Annotated in this window: 13 protein-coding genes and 1 tRNA gene; 9 read left to right on the plus strand and 5 right to left on the minus strand. The window is 61.3% G+C overall.

Annotated features, from left to right (window positions below; all coding sequences use genetic code 11):
- Positions 1–68: 68 nt before the first annotated feature.
- Genes FKV68_RS03905 through FKV68_RS03915 form a run of 3 tightly spaced genes read left to right on the plus strand, consistent with a single transcriptional unit; the run spans position 69 to position 2,952 of the window.
- Entirely contained in the window at positions 69–1,211 is a 1,143-nt protein-coding gene (locus tag FKV68_RS03905; protein WP_180940227.1) for an ABC transporter ATP-binding protein, read from the plus strand.
- A 4-nt stretch (positions 1,212–1,215) separates the two neighbouring features.
- Positions 1,216–2,127 carry an ABC transporter permease subunit gene (locus tag FKV68_RS03910; protein ID WP_180940228.1) on the plus strand — a complete coding sequence of 304 codons (912 nt, stop codon included), beginning with the start codon at positions 1,216–1,218 and terminating at the stop codon, positions 2,125–2,127.
- 3 nt (positions 2,128–2,130) lie between these two features.
- Positions 2,131–2,952 (plus strand): ABC transporter permease subunit, encoded by an 822-nt coding sequence (locus FKV68_RS03915; RefSeq protein WP_180940229.1) that lies wholly within the window; start codon positions 2,131–2,133, stop codon positions 2,950–2,952.
- A gap of 65 nt (positions 2,953–3,017) precedes the next feature.
- Here the strand turns inward: FKV68_RS03915 and FKV68_RS03920 are convergent, their stop codons facing one another.
- Positions 3,018–4,841: an AsmA family protein gene (locus FKV68_RS03920; RefSeq protein ID WP_180940230.1), complete on the minus strand. Its 1,824-nt coding sequence runs from the start codon at positions 4,839–4,841 to the stop codon at positions 3,018–3,020.
- A 174-nt stretch (positions 4,842–5,015) separates the two neighbouring features.
- Here FKV68_RS03920 and FKV68_RS03925 point away from each other — a divergent pair, with 174 nt between their 5' ends.
- On the plus strand, positions 5,016–6,968 hold the full coding sequence (locus tag FKV68_RS03925) for an acetoacetate--CoA ligase (protein ID WP_180940231.1): 1,953 nt from the start codon (positions 5,016–5,018) through the stop codon (positions 6,966–6,968).
- A 372-nt stretch (positions 6,969–7,340) separates the two neighbouring features.
- On the opposite strand, the gene FKV68_RS03930 is transcribed toward FKV68_RS03925, so the two are convergent.
- Positions 7,341–9,023: an ABC transporter permease gene (locus FKV68_RS03930; protein WP_180940232.1), complete on the minus strand. Its 1,683-nt coding sequence runs from the start codon at positions 9,021–9,023 to the stop codon at positions 7,341–7,343.
- 93 nt (positions 9,024–9,116) lie between these two features.
- The gene (locus FKV68_RS03935; protein WP_180940233.1) at positions 9,117–12,509 is read right to left on the minus strand and encodes a PAS domain S-box protein; all 3,393 of its coding nucleotides are present in this window, start codon (positions 12,507–12,509) and stop codon (positions 9,117–9,119) included.
- A gap of 230 nt (positions 12,510–12,739) precedes the next feature.
- Here FKV68_RS03935 and FKV68_RS03940 point away from each other — a divergent pair, with 230 nt between their 5' ends.
- Together FKV68_RS03940 and FKV68_RS03945 are read left to right on the plus strand one after the other, a co-directional pair.
- Positions 12,740–13,189: a phasin gene (locus tag FKV68_RS03940; RefSeq protein WP_180940234.1), complete on the plus strand. Its 450-nt coding sequence runs from the start codon at positions 12,740–12,742 to the stop codon at positions 13,187–13,189.
- A gap of 250 nt (positions 13,190–13,439) precedes the next feature.
- A tRNA-His gene (locus tag FKV68_RS03945) sits at positions 13,440–13,516 on the plus strand.
- Between the two features lie 173 nt (positions 13,517–13,689).
- On the opposite strand, the gene FKV68_RS03950 is transcribed toward FKV68_RS03945, so the two are convergent.
- Together FKV68_RS03950 and FKV68_RS03955 are read right to left on the minus strand one after the other, a co-directional pair.
- Positions 13,690–15,294 (minus strand): calcium-binding protein, encoded by a 1,605-nt coding sequence (locus FKV68_RS03950; RefSeq protein ID WP_180940235.1) that lies wholly within the window; start codon positions 15,292–15,294, stop codon positions 13,690–13,692.
- Positions 15,295–15,502: 208 nt separating this feature from the next.
- Positions 15,503–16,384: a LysR family transcriptional regulator gene (locus FKV68_RS03955; protein WP_180940236.1), complete on the minus strand. Its 882-nt coding sequence runs from the start codon at positions 16,382–16,384 to the stop codon at positions 15,503–15,505.
- A gap of 115 nt (positions 16,385–16,499) precedes the next feature.
- Between FKV68_RS03955 and FKV68_RS03960 the strand changes: the two genes are divergently transcribed.
- The 3 genes from FKV68_RS03960 to FKV68_RS03970 all read left to right on the plus strand — a co-directional run bounded on the left by FKV68_RS03960 (position 16,500) and on the right by FKV68_RS03970 (position 20,496).
- The gene (locus FKV68_RS03960) at positions 16,500–17,996 is read left to right on the plus strand and encodes a CoA-acylating methylmalonate-semialdehyde dehydrogenase (RefSeq protein WP_180940237.1); all 1,497 of its coding nucleotides are present in this window, start codon (positions 16,500–16,502) and stop codon (positions 17,994–17,996) included.
- Between the two features lie 348 nt (positions 17,997–18,344).
- A complete protein-coding gene (locus tag FKV68_RS03965) occupies positions 18,345–19,445 on the plus strand; it encodes a YjgN family protein (protein ID WP_425347620.1) in 1,101 nt (366 codons plus the stop codon).
- Entirely contained in the window at positions 19,435–20,496 is a 1,062-nt protein-coding gene (locus FKV68_RS03970) for a M48 family metallopeptidase (RefSeq protein ID WP_180940239.1), read from the plus strand. Before FKV68_RS03965 ends, FKV68_RS03970 begins: the two co-directional genes overlap by 11 nt.
- The last annotated feature ends 40 nt before the right edge of the window (positions 20,497–20,536 follow it).

The following is a 20,536-nucleotide window of genomic DNA, read 5'->3' on the forward strand; positions in this document are numbered from 1 at the left end:
CTGATAAGACGCGCGTCGCTGTAGCTCATGACTGTGCGCCCATCGGCGGGGTCATTCGGGGATAGATGATGAAGTCTCTTGGCAGTATCCGGCGGTCCTTCGCCCCATGGGCGGATCCGGCCTCCAAACCATTCATTTCCTTCAAGAACGTAACCAAGAAGTTCGGAGACTTCACCGCCGTCGACGACCTTTCGCTGAACATCTACACCCGGGAGTTCTTCGCTCTTCTGGGTGCCTCGGGCTGCGGAAAATCGACGTTGCTGCGCATGCTTGCCGGCTTCGAGCAGCCGACGTCGGGCGAGATCATTCTCGATGGCCAGAATCTCGCGGGCATTCCGCCATATCGGCGACCCGTCAACATGATGTTCCAGTCCTACGCGCTGTTTCCGCATATGACAGTCGAAAGCAACATCGCCTTCGGCCTGAAGCAGGACGGCATGCCGAAGTCGGACATTGCCGAGCGCGTTGCGCAGATGCTGAAGCTCGTCAAGCTGGAGAAATTCGCCAAGCGCAAGCCGCACCAGCTTTCCGGCGGTCAGCGCCAGCGCGTGGCGCTCGCTCGCTCGATTGCCAAGCGCCCGAAGGTGCTGTTGCTCGACGAGCCGCTGGGTGCCCTCGACAAGAAGCTGCGCGAGGAAACCCAGTTCGAGCTGATGGACCTCCAGCAGGAATTAGGCCTGACCTTCGTCATTGTCACCCATGACCAGGAAGAGGCGATGACCATGGCCGACCGCATCGCCGTCATGAGTCACGGCAACGTCATTCAGGTGGCGACGCCGGCGGAAATCTATGAGGCGCCGAATTCGCGCTTCGTCGCGGACTTCATCGGCGACGTGAACATTTTCGACGGCACCGTTGCTGCTGCGGAGGATGGCAGGGTTCGGGTCGAGACGGCGGGAGGGGTTCCTATCCGGATGGCCTCGTCGGAGAAGCTGTCGACGGGAGCGAAGGCTGCCGTTGCCATTCGGCCGGAAAAGATCCGGGTCACCCGGCAGGCGCCTGCTCACGCGCCGCTCAACGCAGCCGAAGGCGAGATCTGGGATATCGGCTACCTGGGCGACATGACCGTCTTCCACATTCGCCTGAAGGACGGCAAGGTCATCAAGGCATCGTCGCTGAATGCCGTGCGTGCCGTCGAGGATCCGCTTGGCTATGACCAGCAGGTGTGGGTCTCGTTCAGCGAAGACGCGGGCGTGGTGTTGAAGGATTGAAGCCATGGCAAAAATAGCGTCAGCCTTCGTCAGCCGCCTGGTCATCATCATTCCCTATGCCTGGCTGCTCTTTTTCTTTCTCATTCCCTTTTTCATCGTCTTCCGCATCTCGCTTTCGCAGACGGCGGTTGCCATGCCGCCCTATACGCCGGTTTTCGATCTGGCCGGCGGCCTTTCGGGCATCCTCGAGGGAATGCGCGAGTTTTCCCTCGACAACTATATCTGGCTGACCGAGGACGTTCTCTATTTCAACGCCTATGTTTCGAGCCTCGTCATCGCCGCGATTTCCACTTTCCTCACGCTTTTGATCGGCTATCCGATCGCCTACGGCATGGCGCAGGCGCCGCGTTCCATCCGCCCGACACTGTTGATGCTGGTGATCCTGCCCTTCTGGACGAGCTTCCTGATCCGGGTCTACGCCTGGATCGCGATCCTGAAACCGGAAGGCCTGCTCAATCAGTTCCTGATTACCATTGGCGTCATCGATCAGCCGCTCATCATCCTCAACACCAACTGGGCGATCTACATCGGCATCGTCTATTCCTATCTCCCCTTCATGGTGCTGCCGATCTATTCGGCACTCGAGAAGATGGATCAGACGCTGACGGAGGCGGCGCAGGACCTCGGCTGCACGCCGATCACCGCCTTCTGGCGGGTAACGTTCCCGCTGTCGCTTGCGGGCGTCGTGGCCGGCTGCCTACTGGTCTTCATTCCGGCGGTTGGCGAGTTCGTCATCCCGGACCTGCTCGGCGGATCCGAGACCCTCATGATCGGCAAGACGCTGTGGAACGAATTCAATGCCAACCGCGACTGGCCGGTTTCCTCAGCGGTCGCCACGATCCTGCTGCTCATCCTGGTGCTCCCCATCGTCTATTTCCAGAATGTGCAGGCGAAGGCCGACAGCGAGGGGAAATAGAAGATGACAAAATGGTCGCGCTTCAACATCGTCTCGGTCGTCCTCGGCTTCGGCTTCCTCTACCTGCCGATCGTGCTTCTGGTGATCTTTTCGTTCAACGAGTCGAAACTCGTCACCGTCTGGGCCGGCTTTTCGACGCGATGGTACGCACAGCTCTGGCACAACCAGGCCCTGCTTGATGCAGCTTGGGTCACCATTCGCGTCGGGCTGCTGTCGGCGACCTGCGCGACGGTGCTTGGAACGCTGGCGGCGCTCGCGCTGGTGCGCTACACGCGCTTTCGCGGCCGGATGCTGTTCTCCGGCATGGTCTACGCGCCGCTGGTAATGCCGGAGGTGATCACCGGCCTGTCACTGCTGCTGCTGTTCGTTGCCATTGGGTTCGATCGTGGCTTCTGGACGATCACGCTCGCCCACATCACCTTCACCATGTGCTTCGTCGCCGTGGTGGTTCAGTCGCGTCTCTTGAGCTTCGACCAGTCGATCGAGGAGGCGGCGCTTGATCTCGGCGCGACGCCGGTGAGGACGTTTTTCGCAATCACGCTGCCGGTGATTTCGCCGGCGGTTTTTTCGGGCTGGGTGCTTGCCTTCACCCTGTCGCTCGACGACCTGGTGATTTCGAGCTTCACGACCGGGCCTGGTGCCACCACTCTGCCGATGAAGATCTATAGCCAGGTGCGCCTCGGGGTGACGCCGGAAATCAACGCGATCTGCACGATCCTGATCGGCGTCGTCGCACTCGGCGTGCTCGTCGCCTCGATCGTGACGAAGCGTCGAGAGGTGCAGCGGGAGAGGGACGAGCGCGCCGCATTTGCGATGGTCGGCTGATCGCCTGCAGCACCGTGCGTCTTTCATTGAAATGCCGCATGGGCAGTGGTCTTGACGCTTGCGGCCTATTGCGGCTCAACGAGGACGGAGAGCGGCGAGATAACCGCATTCGGCCACGATCCACCGACGAAGAAGCGCAGCGGTTGGTTGGTCGTCTCCGTGTTTTCCAGCATTCCGGCAAGCGCGAGACTTCCCGTGCGGTTGGGAATGACGCCCGTAACCGACAGGCTGCCGGACGGTCCGGCAAAATTCGCTCGGTTCAGCCGGGCCACCCCGCCGCCGAAGGTGGCGTCAATCTCGGCCGCCTGGAAGTCGAACACCCCGGCACTTGCCTGTGAGAGAGAAAAGAACTCCCCCCTGCGGATGAGATCGATGAAAGCATGCGCATCGAATCCGGCAAGGCTGCCATTTGCCAGCGAGAAAGTGAGGTTGCCCGAGAGATCGGCCGCGCTGGTCTTCCAGACGGCTTGGTCCGTCCCAAGGTCGAGGGTGAGCGTGCCCCTGCCGCTCGGGGTCGGGCCTTTCAGGCCGAAACTCTCAAGTACGGCCGCAAAGTCGGCATCCTTGAGGCTCATCTGGAGCCTGCCGCCATGTTCCAGCCCCTTGTCCGAGATCACCAGGCGACCGCTGAGAACACCGTTTGCGTAGGTACTGTCGCCGATGTCGAGCGATGCCCGGTTGCCATTGACGATGACACCGGCCGCTACGTCGGTGAGGTGTAGCGGCCCGACGAGCACTTCCTGCGAAGAAAGCCGCACATCTGCGCGCCAGGCGCCGGTCAGGTTTTCCGCCATCCGCCATTGAGGGGCGCCTTCGTCCGCGGGCTTCACAGTCGGGAAGCTGAGGCCGTTGAGATCGATGCTGTCGAAGGCGAGCGTTCCTTCGACACGCGGCGTGTCGCCGATCGGAAACGCTACGTCCAGGACGCCAGTTGCGGTGGCGCCACCCACCGCAAGTTGCAGCTCATCGAGTTTGAGCGTTTTCTCGCCGGTCGCCACCATGGCGTCGATGCTGAAAGCGCCTGCAGGAAGCTTTGCCGATGAACCGCCCCGATACCAGGCAAGAAGCGCTGACAGCGAGGGGGCGGATGCCTGCAGATGGCCGGAGGCAAAGGGATACATCGAAAGATTAGCGATACCTTCGAAGGAGAAGGTCAACGGGGCGGAGGTCAGCGAGGTCCTGAGCGACGCATTGCCGCCGGCAAAGAGGGCCAGCGGTTGGTCGCAGATCAGCGCCCAGTCGATCGCTTCGCCGCCGATGGTCGTCGAAAGCTGTGCGCTGATGCGCTCGGCAAAGGAGGGCCATTTGACAGTTCCGGAAATGGCCGGAATGTCGATGTCCAGGCCTCCTTCGGCCATTTGGTCGAGGATCCGTAGCCGCCCGTTTTCGATCGTTATGTCGCCGAAAGGTGTATCTTGCTCGGTCGTCGTTTTGGTGAGATTGAGCCAGTGCGGCCGTTTCCAGTTGACCGTTCCGTCGGCGGCGCGCTCGATGGTGACGACCGGATCGACGAAGCGGATATCGTCCAGTTCCTGCTCGCCACGAAGGGCTGCTAGCAGGCTGAAGGATGCGGTGATGCGGCCAATATGTGCAAGCCGGCGCGGGTTTGGCTCGTTCGATTCGATCGTTGCCGAGGGCAGAGTGAGTTCAGGCTCCGGCCAGAACCGGATTTCGGGTTCGCCATCAATTCTGCTTTTGCCGCCTGACCAGGCATCGAGCATCCGTTCCATCGTCGCGCGGGCATCGGTCGTCGAAATGACGAGCGGCAGCGCGGCGTTATACCCGACGGCGAGGGCGACACCGATCGCTGCGGACCAGACGAGGTGGCGGCGGCCGATCCGCGACCAGAGGCCGGAACTGCGCAATATCTGCAGGATTTGTCTCGTCATTTCGGTCGGATTGCCGTTGCCTCTCGGGTTACGCCGTCTGGATAGGCCTTCGGCTTGGAGAAAGCAAATGAGGCTGGCATGGAAATGTCGTCATCACGATGCCGAACCCGGTCCCGTCCTGTTTATTTTGCGTTGCAGCATGGTATAGAAACACGCAGAGGAGTGGAGGAGAGCATGCAAGCAGATCGACCTTTGTGGGCTCCTGGCGCCGAGATTCTCGAGCGAAGCCCGATGGCGCAGTTCATGGCGTGGTGCGCGCAACGTTTCGGCCGGAATTTTGCTGATTACGACGCTTTTCATGACTGGTCCGTGGCCGAGCGAGGTGACTTCTGGATCGCGGTCTGGGACTATTGCGGAGTCGTTGGCGACCGCGGGGAGAGGGCGCTCATCAATGGTGAGCGGATGCTTGATGCCCGCTTCTTTCCCGACGCAACGCTGAATTTCGCCGAGAACCTGCTGCGCAAGAGCGGGGATGGCGACGCGCTGGTCTTTCGGGGTGAGGACAAGGCCGGCTATCGCCTTTCTTGGGACGATCTTCGCGCCCTCGTGTCGCGCCTGCAGCAGGCAATGAAGGCCAAGGGCATCGGCAAGGGTGACCGCGTCGCCGCGATGATGCCGAACATGCCCGAGACGATCGCACTGATGCTGGCGACCGCTTCGATCGGCGCCATCTGGTCGTCCTGTTCGCCCGATTTCGGCGAGCAGGGTGTTCTCGACCGGTTCGGCCAGATCGGCCCGAAACTGTTCATCGCCTGCGACGGATACTGGTACAACGGCAAGCGGCAGGACGTCGCCGGCAAGGTGCGCGCCGTCGCCGCCACGCTGGGCGCGCCGACCGTGATTGTTCCTTATGCGGGTGATAGCGCCTCGGTGGCAGCGACCGCCGAAGGCGGCGTCACGCTGGCAGATTTCATCGCCCCCTTCGAGGTGAAGCCGCTGGCGTTCGAGCGGCTGCCCTTCAGCCATCCGCTCTACATTCTGTTTTCCTCAGGTACCACCGGCGTGCCGAAATGCATCGTGCATTCTGCAGGCGGAACATTGCTGCAGCACCTCAAGGAACACCGTTTCCACTGCGGCTTGAAGGAAGGCGAGAGGCTCTTCTACTTCACCACCTGCGGCTGGATGATGTGGAACTGGCTGGCATCAGGTTTGGCAGCAGGAGCCACGCTCTGCCTCTTCGACGGCTCGCCCTTCTATCCGGACGGCAATGTGCTCTTCGACTATGCGGCAGAGGAACGGTTCGCGATTTTCGGGACGTCGGCGAAATACATCGACGCCGTGCGCAAGGGCGGCTTCACGCCGGTAAGCACGCATGACCTGTCGACGCTCCGCCTGTTGACGTCCACCGGTTCGCCGCTTTCCCCGGAGGGCTTTTCGTTCGTCTACGAGGGCATCAAGTCAGACGTCCAACTCGCCTCGATCTCCGGCGGCACCGACATTGTATCCTGCTTCGTGCTCGGCAATCCCCTGAAGCCGGTCTGGCGCGGCGAAATCCAGGGGCCCGGCCTGGGGCTTGCCATGGACGTCTGGAACGACGAGGGCCAATCCGTGCGCGGCGAGAAAGGGGAACTCGTTTGCACCAAGGCCTTTCCGTCGATGCCGATCATGTTCTGGAACGACCCGGAGGGTACCAAGTACCGCGCAGCTTATTTCGAGCGCTTCGACAACGTCTGGTGCCATGGCGATTTTGCCGAATGGACTGCCCACGGCGGCATCATCATTCACGGCCGTTCCGATGCGACGCTCAATCCGGGCGGCGTGCGGATCGGCACGGCGGAGATCTATAACCAGGTCGAGCAGATGGAAGAGGTCGCCGAGGCGCTGTGCATCGGCCAGGATTGGGAGGATGACGTCCGGGTCGTCCTTTTCGTCCGGCTGGCGCCGGGTGTCGAACTGACCGACGAACTGACGAAGGCCATTAAGAGCCGCATCCGCACCGGCGCTTCGCCGCGTCACGTGCCTGCGAAGATCATTGCCGTAGCCGATATTCCGCGGACGAAATCGGGCAAGATCGTCGAGCTTGCCGTTCGCGACGTCGTGCATGGCCGGCCGGTCAAGAACAAGGAGGCGCTTGCGAACCCGGAGGCGCTCGATCTCTTTGCCGGGCTCGATGCATTGAAAAGCTGACGATTCGAGCGAGACGGCGGCTTCTGCGCCTTCCCGCCTTCCATGCTCTCCAATGGGCCGGTCATGCGGTCGCGCGTTAACCGGTTGGCCTCCCGCGCATTAACCAAAACGTCGGAGTTGTGTGCGGCTGCGTAAGATTGTTGGATCGAAAAGTAAGATCTTGTTTACATTTGGGGGTGCATGGTCGAACCAACTTGAGGCCGACCAGTCAAGGGCCGGTGCCGCAGCAGCGATGTTGCCGCAGACATGATGTCACCTTTTCTCGAGCATTTGTTGGTTAGCATTGACTTCAGAGGCGGCTTTCGGCTGCCTCTTTTTTTATCTGCCTTGCTTGCAGGCGACCGCCTTCAGAGTGACTGTTAGAACATTGCTCTAGGGGCGGCGTTCCAGCGATCTCGACACCAGGATCACCGGGACCATGCCGGCGATGACAATGATCATCGCCGCGACGGAGGCATCTTCCACCTTGGCGCGCGAGGCGTCCTCGTAGACCAGAGTGGCGAGCGTATTGAAGTTGAAGGGTCTCAGCATGATCGTTGCCGAGAGTTCCTTCATTGTCTCGATGAAAACGAGCAGGGCCGCCGTCAGCACGGCCGGGCGCATCATCGGCAGGAGCACTGTCCGCAGCGTCTGGCCACTCGTACGTCCGAGCGCGCGCGCAGCCATGTCGAGATGCGGCGACAGTTTCTGGAAACCGGCTTCGAGCGTGCCTTCCGCCATTGTTAGGAAGCGGACCGTACAGGCGTAGATGATGGCAAAGCCGGTGCCGCTCATCAGGAGGCCGGTCGAAAATCCGAACCTGTCTCTCATTTGCGCATCGACGGCGTTGTCGAGTGCTGCGAGCGGAAAGAGCACGCCGATCGCGAGAACCGTACCGGGCACGCCATAGCCAAAGGACGCCAAACGGCCGGCTGCTTCCGTGGTCCGCGAACGCCCGGTGCGGGCGGCATAGGCAAGCACAAATCCCAGAAGCACCGCGACGAGTGCTGTCAGTGCGGAAACCAGGATACTGTGCAGGAGCGCGTTCAGGAGGCGCGGGGCCAAAAACTGATCCAGGCGTTTCAGCGCGTAATTCCCGAGAATGAAGAAGGGCACGCCGAAGCCGGAGAGCACCGGCAGCAGGCAGGCGATCGTTGCCGCCCATTTTTTCCAGCCCGACAGGGTAAGCCTGGCAAGATCGTGGACTGCGGCCGTTGTCTTCTGGCTGGAGAAGCGCTGCCTGCGACGGGCGGCGCGCTCGACCATCATCAGGGCGACAACGAAGAGCAGCATGATACAGGCAATCTGTGCGGCGCCGGCCAGGCTGCCGCGGTTAAGCCATGTATCGAAAATCGAGAAGGTCAGCGTCTGGACGCCCAGGAACTCGACCGCTCCGATGTCGTTCAGCGTTTCCATGGCGACGAGCGTCAGGCCGATCATGATGGCAGGCCGCGCCATGGGGATCTGGATCCGAAAGAACACCTTGAGCGGGCCGGCGCCGAGCGTGCGCGCAACATCTGCGGCCGCGCGCCCCTGCATCAGGAACATCGAGCGGCAGGCGAGATAGATATAAGGATAGAGCACCGAACTCAGCACGAGCACGGCGCCGCCAAGCGAGCGCACGTCCGGAAACCAGTAGTCCCGGCTCGTCTGGAATCCGAAGACGAGCCGGATCAGCCCCTGGACCGGACCGGTGAAGGTGAGAAGTTCGCCAAAGGCATAGGCCGCAAGGTAGGCGGGTATAGCAAGCGGCAGCACGAGGGCGGCAGAAAGGAAGCGGCGCAGCGGAAATTCGCAGCTCGCCACCAGCCATGCGGTCAGGATGCCGATAAAAGCTGTTGCCGTGCCGGTGAGCGCGACGAGCAGCAGCGTTCGCCCCGTCGCGCGCGGGATGACGTTCGCGACAAGATGCGGCCAATCGGCGCTGCCGCCGGAAACGGCAAGCCAGCCGATCGCGAGCATCGGCATCAGCACGATCACCGAGGCGAGCACGGCCCAAATCGCGAGCAACGGATGAGCGAGGCCCGTTCCGGAACGGGCATAGCGTCTTCTGAGGCTCTTGGATGTGGACTGCAAGCGATCTGTTCCGAGGCGAAGCGGCAAGGTGACGGCTGGCCGGAACCGGCAAACTGGCTCCCGCGAGTCAACATTTCCTTACAGCATTCGTCCTCAGTTCGCCAAGACGCGTTGCGATGGGAAGGAAATTTCGACGAGCGTGCCCTCGTTCGGGGTCGAGTTGATCGAGAACTGCGCGCGGTTCGCCTCGGTCATGGCCTTGGTCAGCGGCAGGCCGAGGCCGGTACCGTCGCCGCGCTTGCGCCCGCCGGTCGTTACCTGGCGGAAAGGCTTCATCGCCTGATCGAGCTCGCTGCGCGTCATGCCGAACCCGGTGTCGCGGATCCGCAGGATGACGCTTCCGTTCGCCTCGTAGGACGTCGACACGACGATCTGGCCACCGGACGGGGTAAAGCGGATGGCGTTCGCCAGGATGTTGAGAGCGATCTGCTTGATGGATCGACCGTCCGCGACGACCGCCGGAACAGACGCCGAGAGCGAGGTGCGGATGATCACGCGCTGGCTGTTGGCCTGCGGCTGCACCAGCGACACGGCCTCGGAAACCGCATCGTTGATATCCACGGCACTGAAATCGAGGTCCATCTCGCCGGCTTCGATTTTCGAGATGTCGAGCAGATCGTTGACGATGTCGAGTACGTGCCTGCCGGAGCGGCCGATGTCCCCGGCATACTCGATGTAGCGGGGATGCCCGACCGGGCCGAAATGCTCGCTCGCCATCATGTCGGAAAAGCCGATGATGGCGTTCAGCGGCGTGCGGATCTCGTGGCTTACCCTGGCCAGGAACTCCGTCTTGTGCGCGTTGGCCGTTTCGGCGGCGCGCTTGGCGTTGCGCAGTTCCTCCTCGGTCCGCTTCCACTGCGTGATGTCCCGGATGACGGCACAGTAACCGTTGGACGAAGACAGTCGCCCGATGGTCATGAACAACGGAATGAAGCCACCATTCGCCTCGCGGCCGATGACTTCGCGGCCGTCGTTGAGCACGCTCGCGACGCCATGGCCGGCAAGACCCTGCAGATAGTCGAGCACCGCCTTCTGGCTCTCATGGGCGAAGAGTGCCGCGAAAGGCTTCCCGCGGAGTTCGGCTTCGTCGTAGTTGAAGAGCGCGCTTGCCGAGCCGTTCATGGTCCGCACGTCGCCTTCATGCCCGAGGATGACGACGCCATCGGTCGCCGTCTCCAGAATGGAGCGGAGCTCGTCGATTTCCATCCGCAGGCGGCTTGCTTCGTCCGCCGTTCCGTCGTCGTCACGTGTCGTTTGTGCACTGTCATTCCCGCCCGCCGGGGCGAGTGCCAGCATGAGCGCGCTCTTCCCCTCCCATCGGATCGAATGAAGATGCGCATTCACCGATGCAAGCTGGCCGTTCTGGCGGATGAGCGTCATCGTGCCGTCCGGCTCGTCGACGATGTCGTCGCCGTGGGCGAAGAGCGCGTCAAGGCCGCCTTCCCGCGAGAGGCTCTCAAGATCACGATATCCCGTCAGCCGCAGAAATTCCGGATTGGCATGCAGCAACTCGTCGCCGTAGTGGACGAGAAGACCGACAGGTAGGCGGTCGAGGATCTCGCTGCTCATGCCGACGGCCGGGCGCCACGCAGGGAGCGCTTCATCGTCGGCTGAAGGCGCCTCTTTACCCTGCTCGACGGTCGCTTCCGCTTCGTCTGCCTCCTCGGCGTCGGATACGGCGCTCGAGGGCGGCTCCTTTGTCGGCGCCCATGCGGGGACCGGCTCCTCGATGTCCTCGTTCTCCGCGGGTGTTCCGAAATGTTCGCCGAGCTGTCGCGCAATTTCGCGAAAGGCGGCTTGTTCGCCTCGCGTCAGCGTCCCGGCCGTTCCCGGCCTGCGCTCGTCGAGGTCCACGACCTTGCCGGATGATGGGCGCTCGGGCGTGTCCGCGACGCGCAGTGCCGGACGCTCGCCGCGGAACGGATCCTCCGGCATGGCCGAATCCGTTGCGGGGTCAAACTCCACCCATTTTCCATCGCGGTCGGGCACGTCGCCGTCGGCCGCGACGTCGGAACCAGGTTCTGCTTCGGGCTCCGTCCGCTCTTCGCGAGCGGTGATCTCGTCCTCGCTCTTCGGGGGCAGGGCAGCCGGCCGAGGCTCGGCGGTGCCACCGAGTTCCATCCCGCTGGCCTTTGCGTCGATGACCGCATCTGCGACGCGCACGATCCCGAAGCCGCGGAAGCCGTCGAATTCCCGAGACCGCGAATAGGTGGGAAGTGCGGCGAGATCGACCGGCACCTTCAGGCTCGTTCGCTCGACCGGCCAGAGAATCGTCTTGCCCGACCAGGTGTCCCGCCGGCGCAGGAGTTCGCTGATCCGATTGTCGGGATCGAGGTCATAGCGCTGAGCGAGATCGGTAAATGTCTCGCCGATCACATCGGCAGCCTTGGGGCCGACGGCTGAGGAAAACTCCTCCGAGATCTCGCTGAAACGTCCCTCCGCGTCTATTTTCCATACGAAGCGGACGGCGCGGCCGCCGGGCGTGAAGGCAAAGCCGGGAGCATCCGTCTCACCCGCATCGTCGCGCTTTGTGGCGGGTTCGGTCGCTGCGGCAGGCTCATCGGGAGTTGCAGGCTCCGCGAGGGCCGATGTCGTTTCGTCGGCCCCAAGCGCCAATTCACCTTGATAGTCCGGCGCGCCTATACCGTCGGTCGCATCCAGCTCCGCATTCGCCAGCACTGTCGCTGTGTCCGGGAGTTCCGGCCGAGGCTCCTCCTCCATCGCCGGCAGGTCGCCTGCGGCAGATTGATCGACGCTTTCGGTCGACGACGGCAGAACGTTGTCTGCTCCTTCTGGTGCCGTTTCGGCATCGAGATCCTCAAAGACGGCTTCCACCGCAAACAGCAGGTGCAGGGCCGGGTGGTCGGATATTTTGGCGATGGCAGCGGGTAGCTCACCCTTCCCGGTCAGGACCGGACGCTTGATCAGCCGGTCTCTATCGCGCGCGACGTCCAAGACGAGTGTGCAGCGAACCTCCTCTGACAGACCCAGCTCATCGAAACCGGAAGACTGCGCAAGGATCGCGCCGTCGCCGTCGAGCACGGCCATATGCGTGTCCGGCCCGTCGAGGCCTGCGATCATCCGGGCGGCCCTCTCCTCGGTCGTCAATGCCTTCCCGTTGTGCGGCGTGGTGAAGAGCACCGCATCTTCACCGGGGCGGATGCGGATCAGTTCCACGGACGCATTTAGGGGCAAGCGCCGGAAACCGGAGGATATCCGAACCAGCAGTTGCCGGCGGTCGCCGACCGCTGAGAGCTGCGTTGCTGCTGCACGCAACTGGCGAAGCGAAAGATCGTTAGGATCGAGAGCTGCATCGATGAAATCGTAGACGGATGCGATGCCGAACAGGCTCGCGCCCTGGTCGTTGGCCCAGAGGACGCGGCCGAGATCCCTCGAAAAAAGGACAGACGCATCGCCCTTGGCAAAATGATCGCGCACCCGTGCATGCACGGCAATGTCGATAAAGGGATACTGTCTCTCGGGCATGGGCAGGCCTATTGACGGATCGCTTGCGCGTTAACAGTCTATTAATACCCGGCCCATCCGCGAGGGTCCAGCAAAGGCGCGGCGTCGGCAACGCCTTTTACCGCGCAAGGTTAATAGGCCTCGGAATTGTGCACTGCACAATTTGTGTTGCAATGCACAAAGAAATCGCTTATATAATCGGCATCACCAATCGGCGCCTCTGAAGAGGGCCACACCAAGGAGCGCATATCATGGCTACCAAGAAGACCGACGACGTATTTTCCCTTTCCTCCTTCGATCCGGCCAAGTTTGCCGACAGCTTCCGCGAGTTCGCCGAAAAGGGCGCCGCGCAGTCGAAGGACGCTTACGCCAAGATGAAGACCGCTGCCGAAGAAGCAACCAAGACCGTGGAAGCGACGGTTGAGAGCGCTCAGACCGGTACCATCGAACTCGGTCTCAAGGCCCTCGATGCACTGCGCACCAATGCCGAGAACTCCCTTTCGCACATGGAAGCGCTGCTCGGCGTGAAGTCGCTCTCGGAGCTGGTCGAACTCCAGACGATCTTCATCCGCAAGCAGGCCGAACTTGCGGTCGAGCAGGCGAAGACCATGCAGGAAGCGACGAAGAAGGTCGCCGAGAACGTTGCCAAGCCGGGCAAGGACGCCGCCGAAAAGGCAATATCGAACTTCAAGAAGGCCTGATCAGCCACTGTATGATTCCTCAAATCGGAAGCGATTTAAGGACAAAATCATGCAGCACTTCAAAGTGCCGCAGCGAGCTTTGCGCGTCCGATTGGACGCGCGGCGCTGTAGATCACGGAGCCTCACATCATCGGAAAGACCGGGTGGCTTGCCATCCGGTCTTTTTGCAGGATAATCACAAGTTAAGGCTTGCAAATCAGCGGCAGTGCCCGTATGTGAGCCGCCAAGCGACGCATGTCGCATGCCAAGTGCGGTTGTAGCTCAGTTGGTTAGAGCGCAGGTTTGTGGCACCTGAGGTCGGTGGTTCGAGACCACCCAACCGTACCATTTTTTCTTCAATTCCACGTGTCGCCTTCAAAAGTCGCTCCGCATTATGCGGACCTTGGCGCATCGCACCTGTGCAGTCCCGGAACGTCTCGCTTGCGAACACGTGGGCGATAGAATTCCTCAGAATTTCTTGATTTAGCAACGGGCGCAGAGAGACCGTGCCCGCCGTGATCTCAGATGATGAAAAAATCGGCTGCAGTGAGCGCGAGACTCGTTCCGATCGTCGCAAAATGAACGGGTCCACCGGCGGCATTGCCGTTGCTGTCGTAGAGCAGCCTTCCGGTATCGCTCTCATAGATGATCCGGTCGTTGGCGTCGGCGGCAAGACCCGTTGTATTCGCGACGAACTGGACCGCCGTCAGTGCGCCTGTACCGACAATCGCTGTGAAAATTGCGTTTTCCAGCCGGATGGTGTCGTCCGCCACGGTGAACCCATTGATCGTGTCAACGTTCGTCAAGGCATTGAGCGCGGTGTTGAAGAAAAACGTGTCCAGACCGGTAGAACCGGTCAGGACATCGTTGCCGAGCCCGCCGTTAATCAGGTCGTTGCCGGCGCCGCCATTAAGACTGTTGTTGCCGGTGTTCCCGGTCAACGCATTGTTCAAGCCATTCCCGGCGCCGCCGATGTTGCCGGTTCCAAGCAGGGCGAGATTTTCGACGCTGCCCCTGATGACGGCGGTGTTACCGAGGTTAAAAGATATAGATGAGCGAACGGTGTCCGCGCCGGCACCGTTGTCGGCGTTCTCGTCGATGATGTCGCCGGTGCTATCTACCACGTAGGTGTCGTTTCCTTGGCCACCGCGCATTTCATCGGCACCGCCGGCACCATTGAGGGAATCGTTGCCTGCCTGGCCTCGGAGAAAGTTTGAAACGGAATTGCCAACGATCGTATCGGCGAAATCGGTCCCGCGCACGTTCTCGATGTTGGTCAAGGTATCCTGCGTGCCGAAACCATCCTTGGCTACGCCGGTGGTGAGATTCACGTTGACGCCGAGGTTGCCGCCTCTGTTGGTGTCCCTGTGATATCGGACTGTGTCGATACCGCCGCCGCCGTTGATCGTGTCCCTTCCCCCAAGCCCCATGAACTCTTCGCCTAGCGCGGACCCGACAAACGTATCGGCGAATTGCGTGCCGCGAAACTCCTCGAAATTGCTGAACGTCTCGGAGAAGCCGTAAGGGTCGATTACCGTTCCGGTGGATGCGTTCAAACTGACACCGCGAACAGCTGCGGGCGTGAAGTAGGCGTCGTCGAAACTGAGGACATCAAAGCCAAGGCCGCCGTTGTACGTGTCATCGCCCTCGCCCCCGCATATGAAATCATTGCCGTTATTGCCGTTTAAGATGTCATTGCCGCCGCGGCCCTGCATCGAGTCGTCTCCGGCAGAGCCGTTGACCGTGTCAGCTTTGTTCAGAAGCCACCCTTCCAGTCCCCATCTGTCAAATCCTGTGGCAGCGTTTTGGAACAGTTCGAGCGACACACTCAGGCCGCTGACTGTCTGGACGAGCGTCGTTCCGTTATTTTGCAGCAACTGGATGGAAGAGACCGTTCCGCCAATCGGATATCCGGTGGCATCGAAGGCGAAACCTGTGCCAACAAGCTTTAATTTCAGGCCATTGCCCAGTCCGAAAAGCACCTGTGTGCTGCTTGCGCTGATGCGCAAGGCCGTGTGCATGTCGACCAATTCGCCGAAGGAACCGTTGTAATCGAATTCCGCGATCGGAGGGTTGTATTGGTTGGGATATATTCCGCCTGGGAAGGAGTAGGTAACCGTGGCCATGTTTCCCCCATGCCGGGGGTATCCCCGGCTTAACGTTGTGTTTGCGGGTTAAGGATGGAATTTCTCATCTAAGGCCTGGCAATTTTAGGTTGTTCTAAATAGCAGATTGGCTCTGCCCTGTCACATCGTCCTTTTGGGTAACGTTTCGGATGTCGCCGTACCCGGCCCCTGCAACGCATGCCGAGGCATGGACTCAACGGCTCCGCGCCTAGACGAAAAACTGATGCTCCGCGGCTACCAGCTCCTGGAGAAACGAAACGACGGTGCGCACGCGCACGAGATCGCGCGCGCTTTCGTGATAGGTCGTCCAATAGGCGCGCCGGATGGTCGTTTCCGGCAGGATGCGTTTGAGCTCGGGGACTTGGCGGGCAATGTAGTTGTGCAGGATGCCGATCCCGGCGCTGGAACGGACGGCTTCCGTCTGTCCCGTTGCGCTGGAAACCTCGAATGAAGCGTCCCAACTGCGCATGATTTCGGCGGAAAAATTGAGCGAAGGTGTGAAGATCAGATCTTCGACATAGCCGATGCGGCGATGGCCCTTGAGATCGTCGATCGTTCGAGGCGTGCCATGGCGGGCAAGATAATCTGCCGATGCGTAAAGCCCCAGTGTATAATCGGTCAGCTTGGACGAAACGAGACGTCCCTGTTCCGGCCGCTCAATGGTGATCGCGATGTCGGCTTCGCGCTGTGAAAGCGAGAAGGAGCGCGGCACCGGAACGAGCTGGAGTTTCAGTTCCGGGTAGCGCGCCGTAAGCGCCCCAAGACGCGGCGCAAGAAAGGAGACGCCGAAACCGTCGGGCGCGCCGATGCGCACGGTGCCGGCGATCGCCGTGTCGATCCGGCCGATCAGCGATTGCGCCGCGAGCATTTCGGTTTCCATACGCTCGGCTGCGGCCAGGAAGACTTCGCCTTCGGCCGTCAGCTCGCAGCCGTTCGGACGCCGGACCAGGAGTCTGGTCTTCAGTGTCTCCTCGAGCGCCGTCACCCGGCGGCTGAGGGTGGCGTGATTGATGCCGAGCCGCTTCGAGGCGGCGAGAATTTGCCCCGTTCGCGCCACGGCGAGAAATACTCTGACATCGTCCCAGTCCATGCTGCTGTCCCTATGGGCTTCAATTTTTGCACAACGGTTCCTGAATTTCGGAAATTGAATTGTTGAAATCGTAGTGCGATCATATGCCCACAATCAAGACCAGGAGGAGCATCCAATGTACGAAATCGGACATTTCATTAACGGCGAGCGCGTCGCCGGCAAAAGCGGCCGTACCAGCAACATCTTCAACCCTGCGACCGGTGAGGTTCAGGGAACCGTGGCGCTTGCAAGCGACGCGGAGCTCGCCGCAGCGGTCGAAAGCGCGAAGGCGGCCCAGCCGAAGTGGGCTGCCACAAATCCGCAGCGCCGCGCCCGCGTTTTCATGAAATTCGTCCAGCTTCTCAACGAAAACATGAACGAGCTGGCCGAAATCCTTTCGCGCGAGCACGGCAAGACGATCGAAGATGCCAAGGGCGACATCGTTCGCGGCCTTGAGGTTTGCGAATTCGTCATCGGGGTTCCGCATCTCCAGAAGAGCGAGTTCACCGAGGGCGCCGGTCCGGGCATCGACATGTACTCGATCCGCCAGGCCGTCGGCATCGGCGCCGGCATTACCCCGTTCAACTTCCCGGCCATGATCCCGATGTGGATGTTCGCGCCGGCGATCGCCTGCGGCAATGCCTTCATCCTGAAGCCGTCGGAGCGTGACCCGTCCGTCCCGATCCGGCTCGCCGAACTGATGATCGAGGCCGGTCTGCCCGCCGGTGTGCTCAACGTGGTCAACGGCGACAAGGGCGCGGTCGATGCGATCTTGACGCATCCGGATATTTCCGCTGTTTCCTTCGTCGGCTCGACGCCGATCGCGCGCTATGTCTATGGCACCGCAGCGATGAACGGCAAGCGCGCCCAGTGCTTCGGCGGCGCCAAGAACCACATGGTCATCATGCCGGATGCCGACCTCGACCAAGCTGCCAATGCGCTGATCGGTGCCGGCTACGGTTCCGCCGGCGAGCGCTGCATGGCGATCTCGGTCGCAGTTCCGGTGGGTGAGGAAACCGCAAACCGGCTGATCGACAAGCTGGTGCCGATGGTCGAGAGCCTGCGTATCGGTCCCTATACCGACGAGAAGGCCGACATGGGCCCGGTCGTCACCAAGGAGGCCGAGCAGCGCATCAGGAGCCTGATCGACAGCGGCATCGAGCAGGGCGCGAAGCTCGTCGTCGACGGTCGCGACTTCAAGCTGCAGGGCTATGAGAACGGCCATTTCATCGGCGGCTGCCTGTTCGACCAAGTGACCCCGGACATGGACATCTACAAGACGGAGATCTTCGGACCGGTTCTCTCGGTCGTGCGGGCGAAGAACTACGAGGAAGCGCTGTCACTGCCGATGAAGCACGAGTATGGCAACGGTGTCGCGATCTACACCCGCGACGGCGATGCAGCGCGCGATTTCGCCTCCCGCATCAACATCGGCATGGTCGGCGTTAACGTTCCGATCCCGGTTCCGCTCGCCTACCACTCCTTCGGTGGCTGGAAGTCCTCATCCTTCGGCGATCTCAACCAGCATGGGACGGACTCGTTCAAGTTCTGGACCAAGACGAAGACCATCACCTCGCGTTGGCCGTCCGGCATCAAGGACGGCGCCGAGTTCTCCATCCCGACGATGAGGTAGAGGAACACTGAAGCGCGTCGCGTTCAATCCAACTCATGCGACGCGCTTTAGTTCATTGCTTTCATGCATGTCGTTGTCCCAAAACCGAGGCACACTTTTGGGCGACATGCATCAAGATCGTCCAATCTGGGATCCTCCCATCTGGGCCTCCTTCGGGAGGTCCTTTTTTGTTGCATCGGGTGTGGCGATACAACTAACGTCGCTGCATCGATCGGAGATTCGCGATATCGGGGGATAGTGGCGGTTTCCGCATTTCTGCATTTCGAGCGCACCGGGCGGACATCTCATCGCCGGGCGTTTCTAACTCAGAGCGAGGGGGAAATCATGGCTTTGAGCGAGCCAGCAGCGATGCCGGCATATCTTGATCGTCGTAACAATTTCGGGCGCTCGCCAGCAGGCGGCTTCCAGCGCTTGTCCTTTGCCGGCAGCGCCAGCGAATATTTCGGGATCTGGATCGTCAATATCCTGCTGACGATTGTCACGCTCGGCATTTATTCGGCATGGGCGAAAGTTCGCCGCAACCGCTACTTCTACGGCAACACCGTGCTGCTCGGCCGCGGCTTCGAGTATCACGCCAAGGGGGGCCAGATCCTCATCGGTCGCTTGATCGTCTTCGCCTATCTGATCTTCTACAACGTCGTGCTCACCGTCATGCCGCTTGCCGGCTTGGTAATCGGCCTGCTGTTCTTCCTCTTCGTGCCATGGCTCCTTACCCGTGGTTTGCGTTTCAGCGCCCGGGTCACAAGCTACCGCAACGTGCGCTTCGACTTTGTCGGGCGGACCGGTGGGGCGTTCGTGGCGTTTATCGTCGGTCCGGTGCTTGCAGCGCTGACGCTCGGCATCCTTGCGCCACTGGCCAGTCGTTGGTCCTACCGCTACATCGGCAACAATCTCCGCTACGGGCGGAAGCCCTTTGCAACCGATCCAGGCCTTGGCGCGATCTACAAGACCTGGCTGCCGTCAGCGGCGATGATCCTTCTTGGGTTTCTGATCATCGGAGTTATCATCGCGATCAATATTACTGCAATGGCGCCATTGATCGACGACCCCGACGCAATTTCGGACGAGCTTCAGGCCTCGATTGGGGCGCTGACGGTGCTCATCTATGTTCTGATGTTCGCCGTCTTCGGGACAGCATCACTGTTTTACCGTGCGGGGGTGCGCAATGTCGCCTGGTCCGCCACGATCTTCGACGGCAAGCATCGCTTGTTGAGTGATCTCTCGCGGTTTCGCTACACTTGGATTGCCGTGTCGAACTTCGTCGTCACACTGGTCACCCTCGGCCTGATGCGGCCATGGGCGGCGGTTCGAATGGCCACCTACGTCAACGAGCACACGGCCGTCCGTTTCGAGGGCGAAGTTGGGGAGATCTTCTCGGCCATCGAGCAGGAGGGGTCTGCCGTCGGGGCGGAGTTCATGGATATTGAAGGCTTCGACTTTGGCTTCTGACAATCCGATCATTGCGCTTGGCGAGTGGCATCCGGCCGGTTCGAGTCGCTCGGTGCCCTCGAGCCTCGCCGAGGCCGGAGAGCGCCTGACGGTCCACGATGATGCAGGCGCCGAACTCAGCAGCGGCAAGCTTTCGGCCGTCGAGATTTCGCCGCGGGTCGGCGCTGTCGCGCGGCGGATTACCTTCCCCGACGGATCACTCTTCGGGACAAGCGACAACGATGCGATCGATGGGTTCCTTGCGCGCAAGGGCCGGGGCAGGGAAGGGATCATCCACCGGATGGAGCGCTTTCATCCGCGCCTCATCGCCTTTGTCGCAGCTGCCATCCTCTTTGGCGCGTTGATCTATCGCTTCGCCTTGCCCGCCCTCGTCGAAGTCGCCGTTGCCGTGACACCACCCATCGTGCCGCGCGTCATGTCGTCGAGCACGCTCGAGGCCCTGGATCGGACAGTGCTCGACCAATCCGAGCTTGACGAGGCGCGGCGCGGCAAGATTCTCGATGGCTTCGGGGATATCGCAGCCTTGTCGGGCGTGGGAGGGGAGCGCTACACGCTTAACTTCCGCAAGGGCGGCGCCATCGGTCCCAACGCCTTTGCATTGCCGGACGGCACCCTGATCCTCACCGATGAACTGGTTGAACTGGCCGGCGACGACACGGAGATGATCGTCGGCGTGCTCGCGCATGAAATAGGGCATGTAGAGCTGAAGCACAGTCTCCGGCAGATCTATCGCGCCGCCGGCGTTGCCGCGCTGATCATGGTGATCGCCGGCGATATCGGCTCGGGCGCCGAGGACGTGCTCGTCCAGGGCGGCGGCCTGCTATCGCTTTCCTACTCGCGCTCTGCCGAAGCGGCAGCCGACCGGCATTCAGTCGAGCTGATGGTGAAGTCCGGTCGCGATCCGGCGGCGATCGCGCGTTTCTTCCAGCTTATCGAGACGAAGCTCGAAGATCGCTCCGAGACCAGCATATTTTCAACGCATCCGGGGACGCCCGAGCGGCGCAAAGCGATCCTGGATCTGATAACCGAGCTACAGGCGCGGCCGCGATAATCATGCAAATGAAAACAGCGGGCGTTCGGGCCCGCTGCTT

It is taken from the genome of Sinorhizobium mexicanum, from assembly GCF_013488225.1.
GTDB lineage: Bacteria > Pseudomonadota > Alphaproteobacteria > Rhizobiales > Rhizobiaceae > Sinorhizobium > Sinorhizobium mexicanum.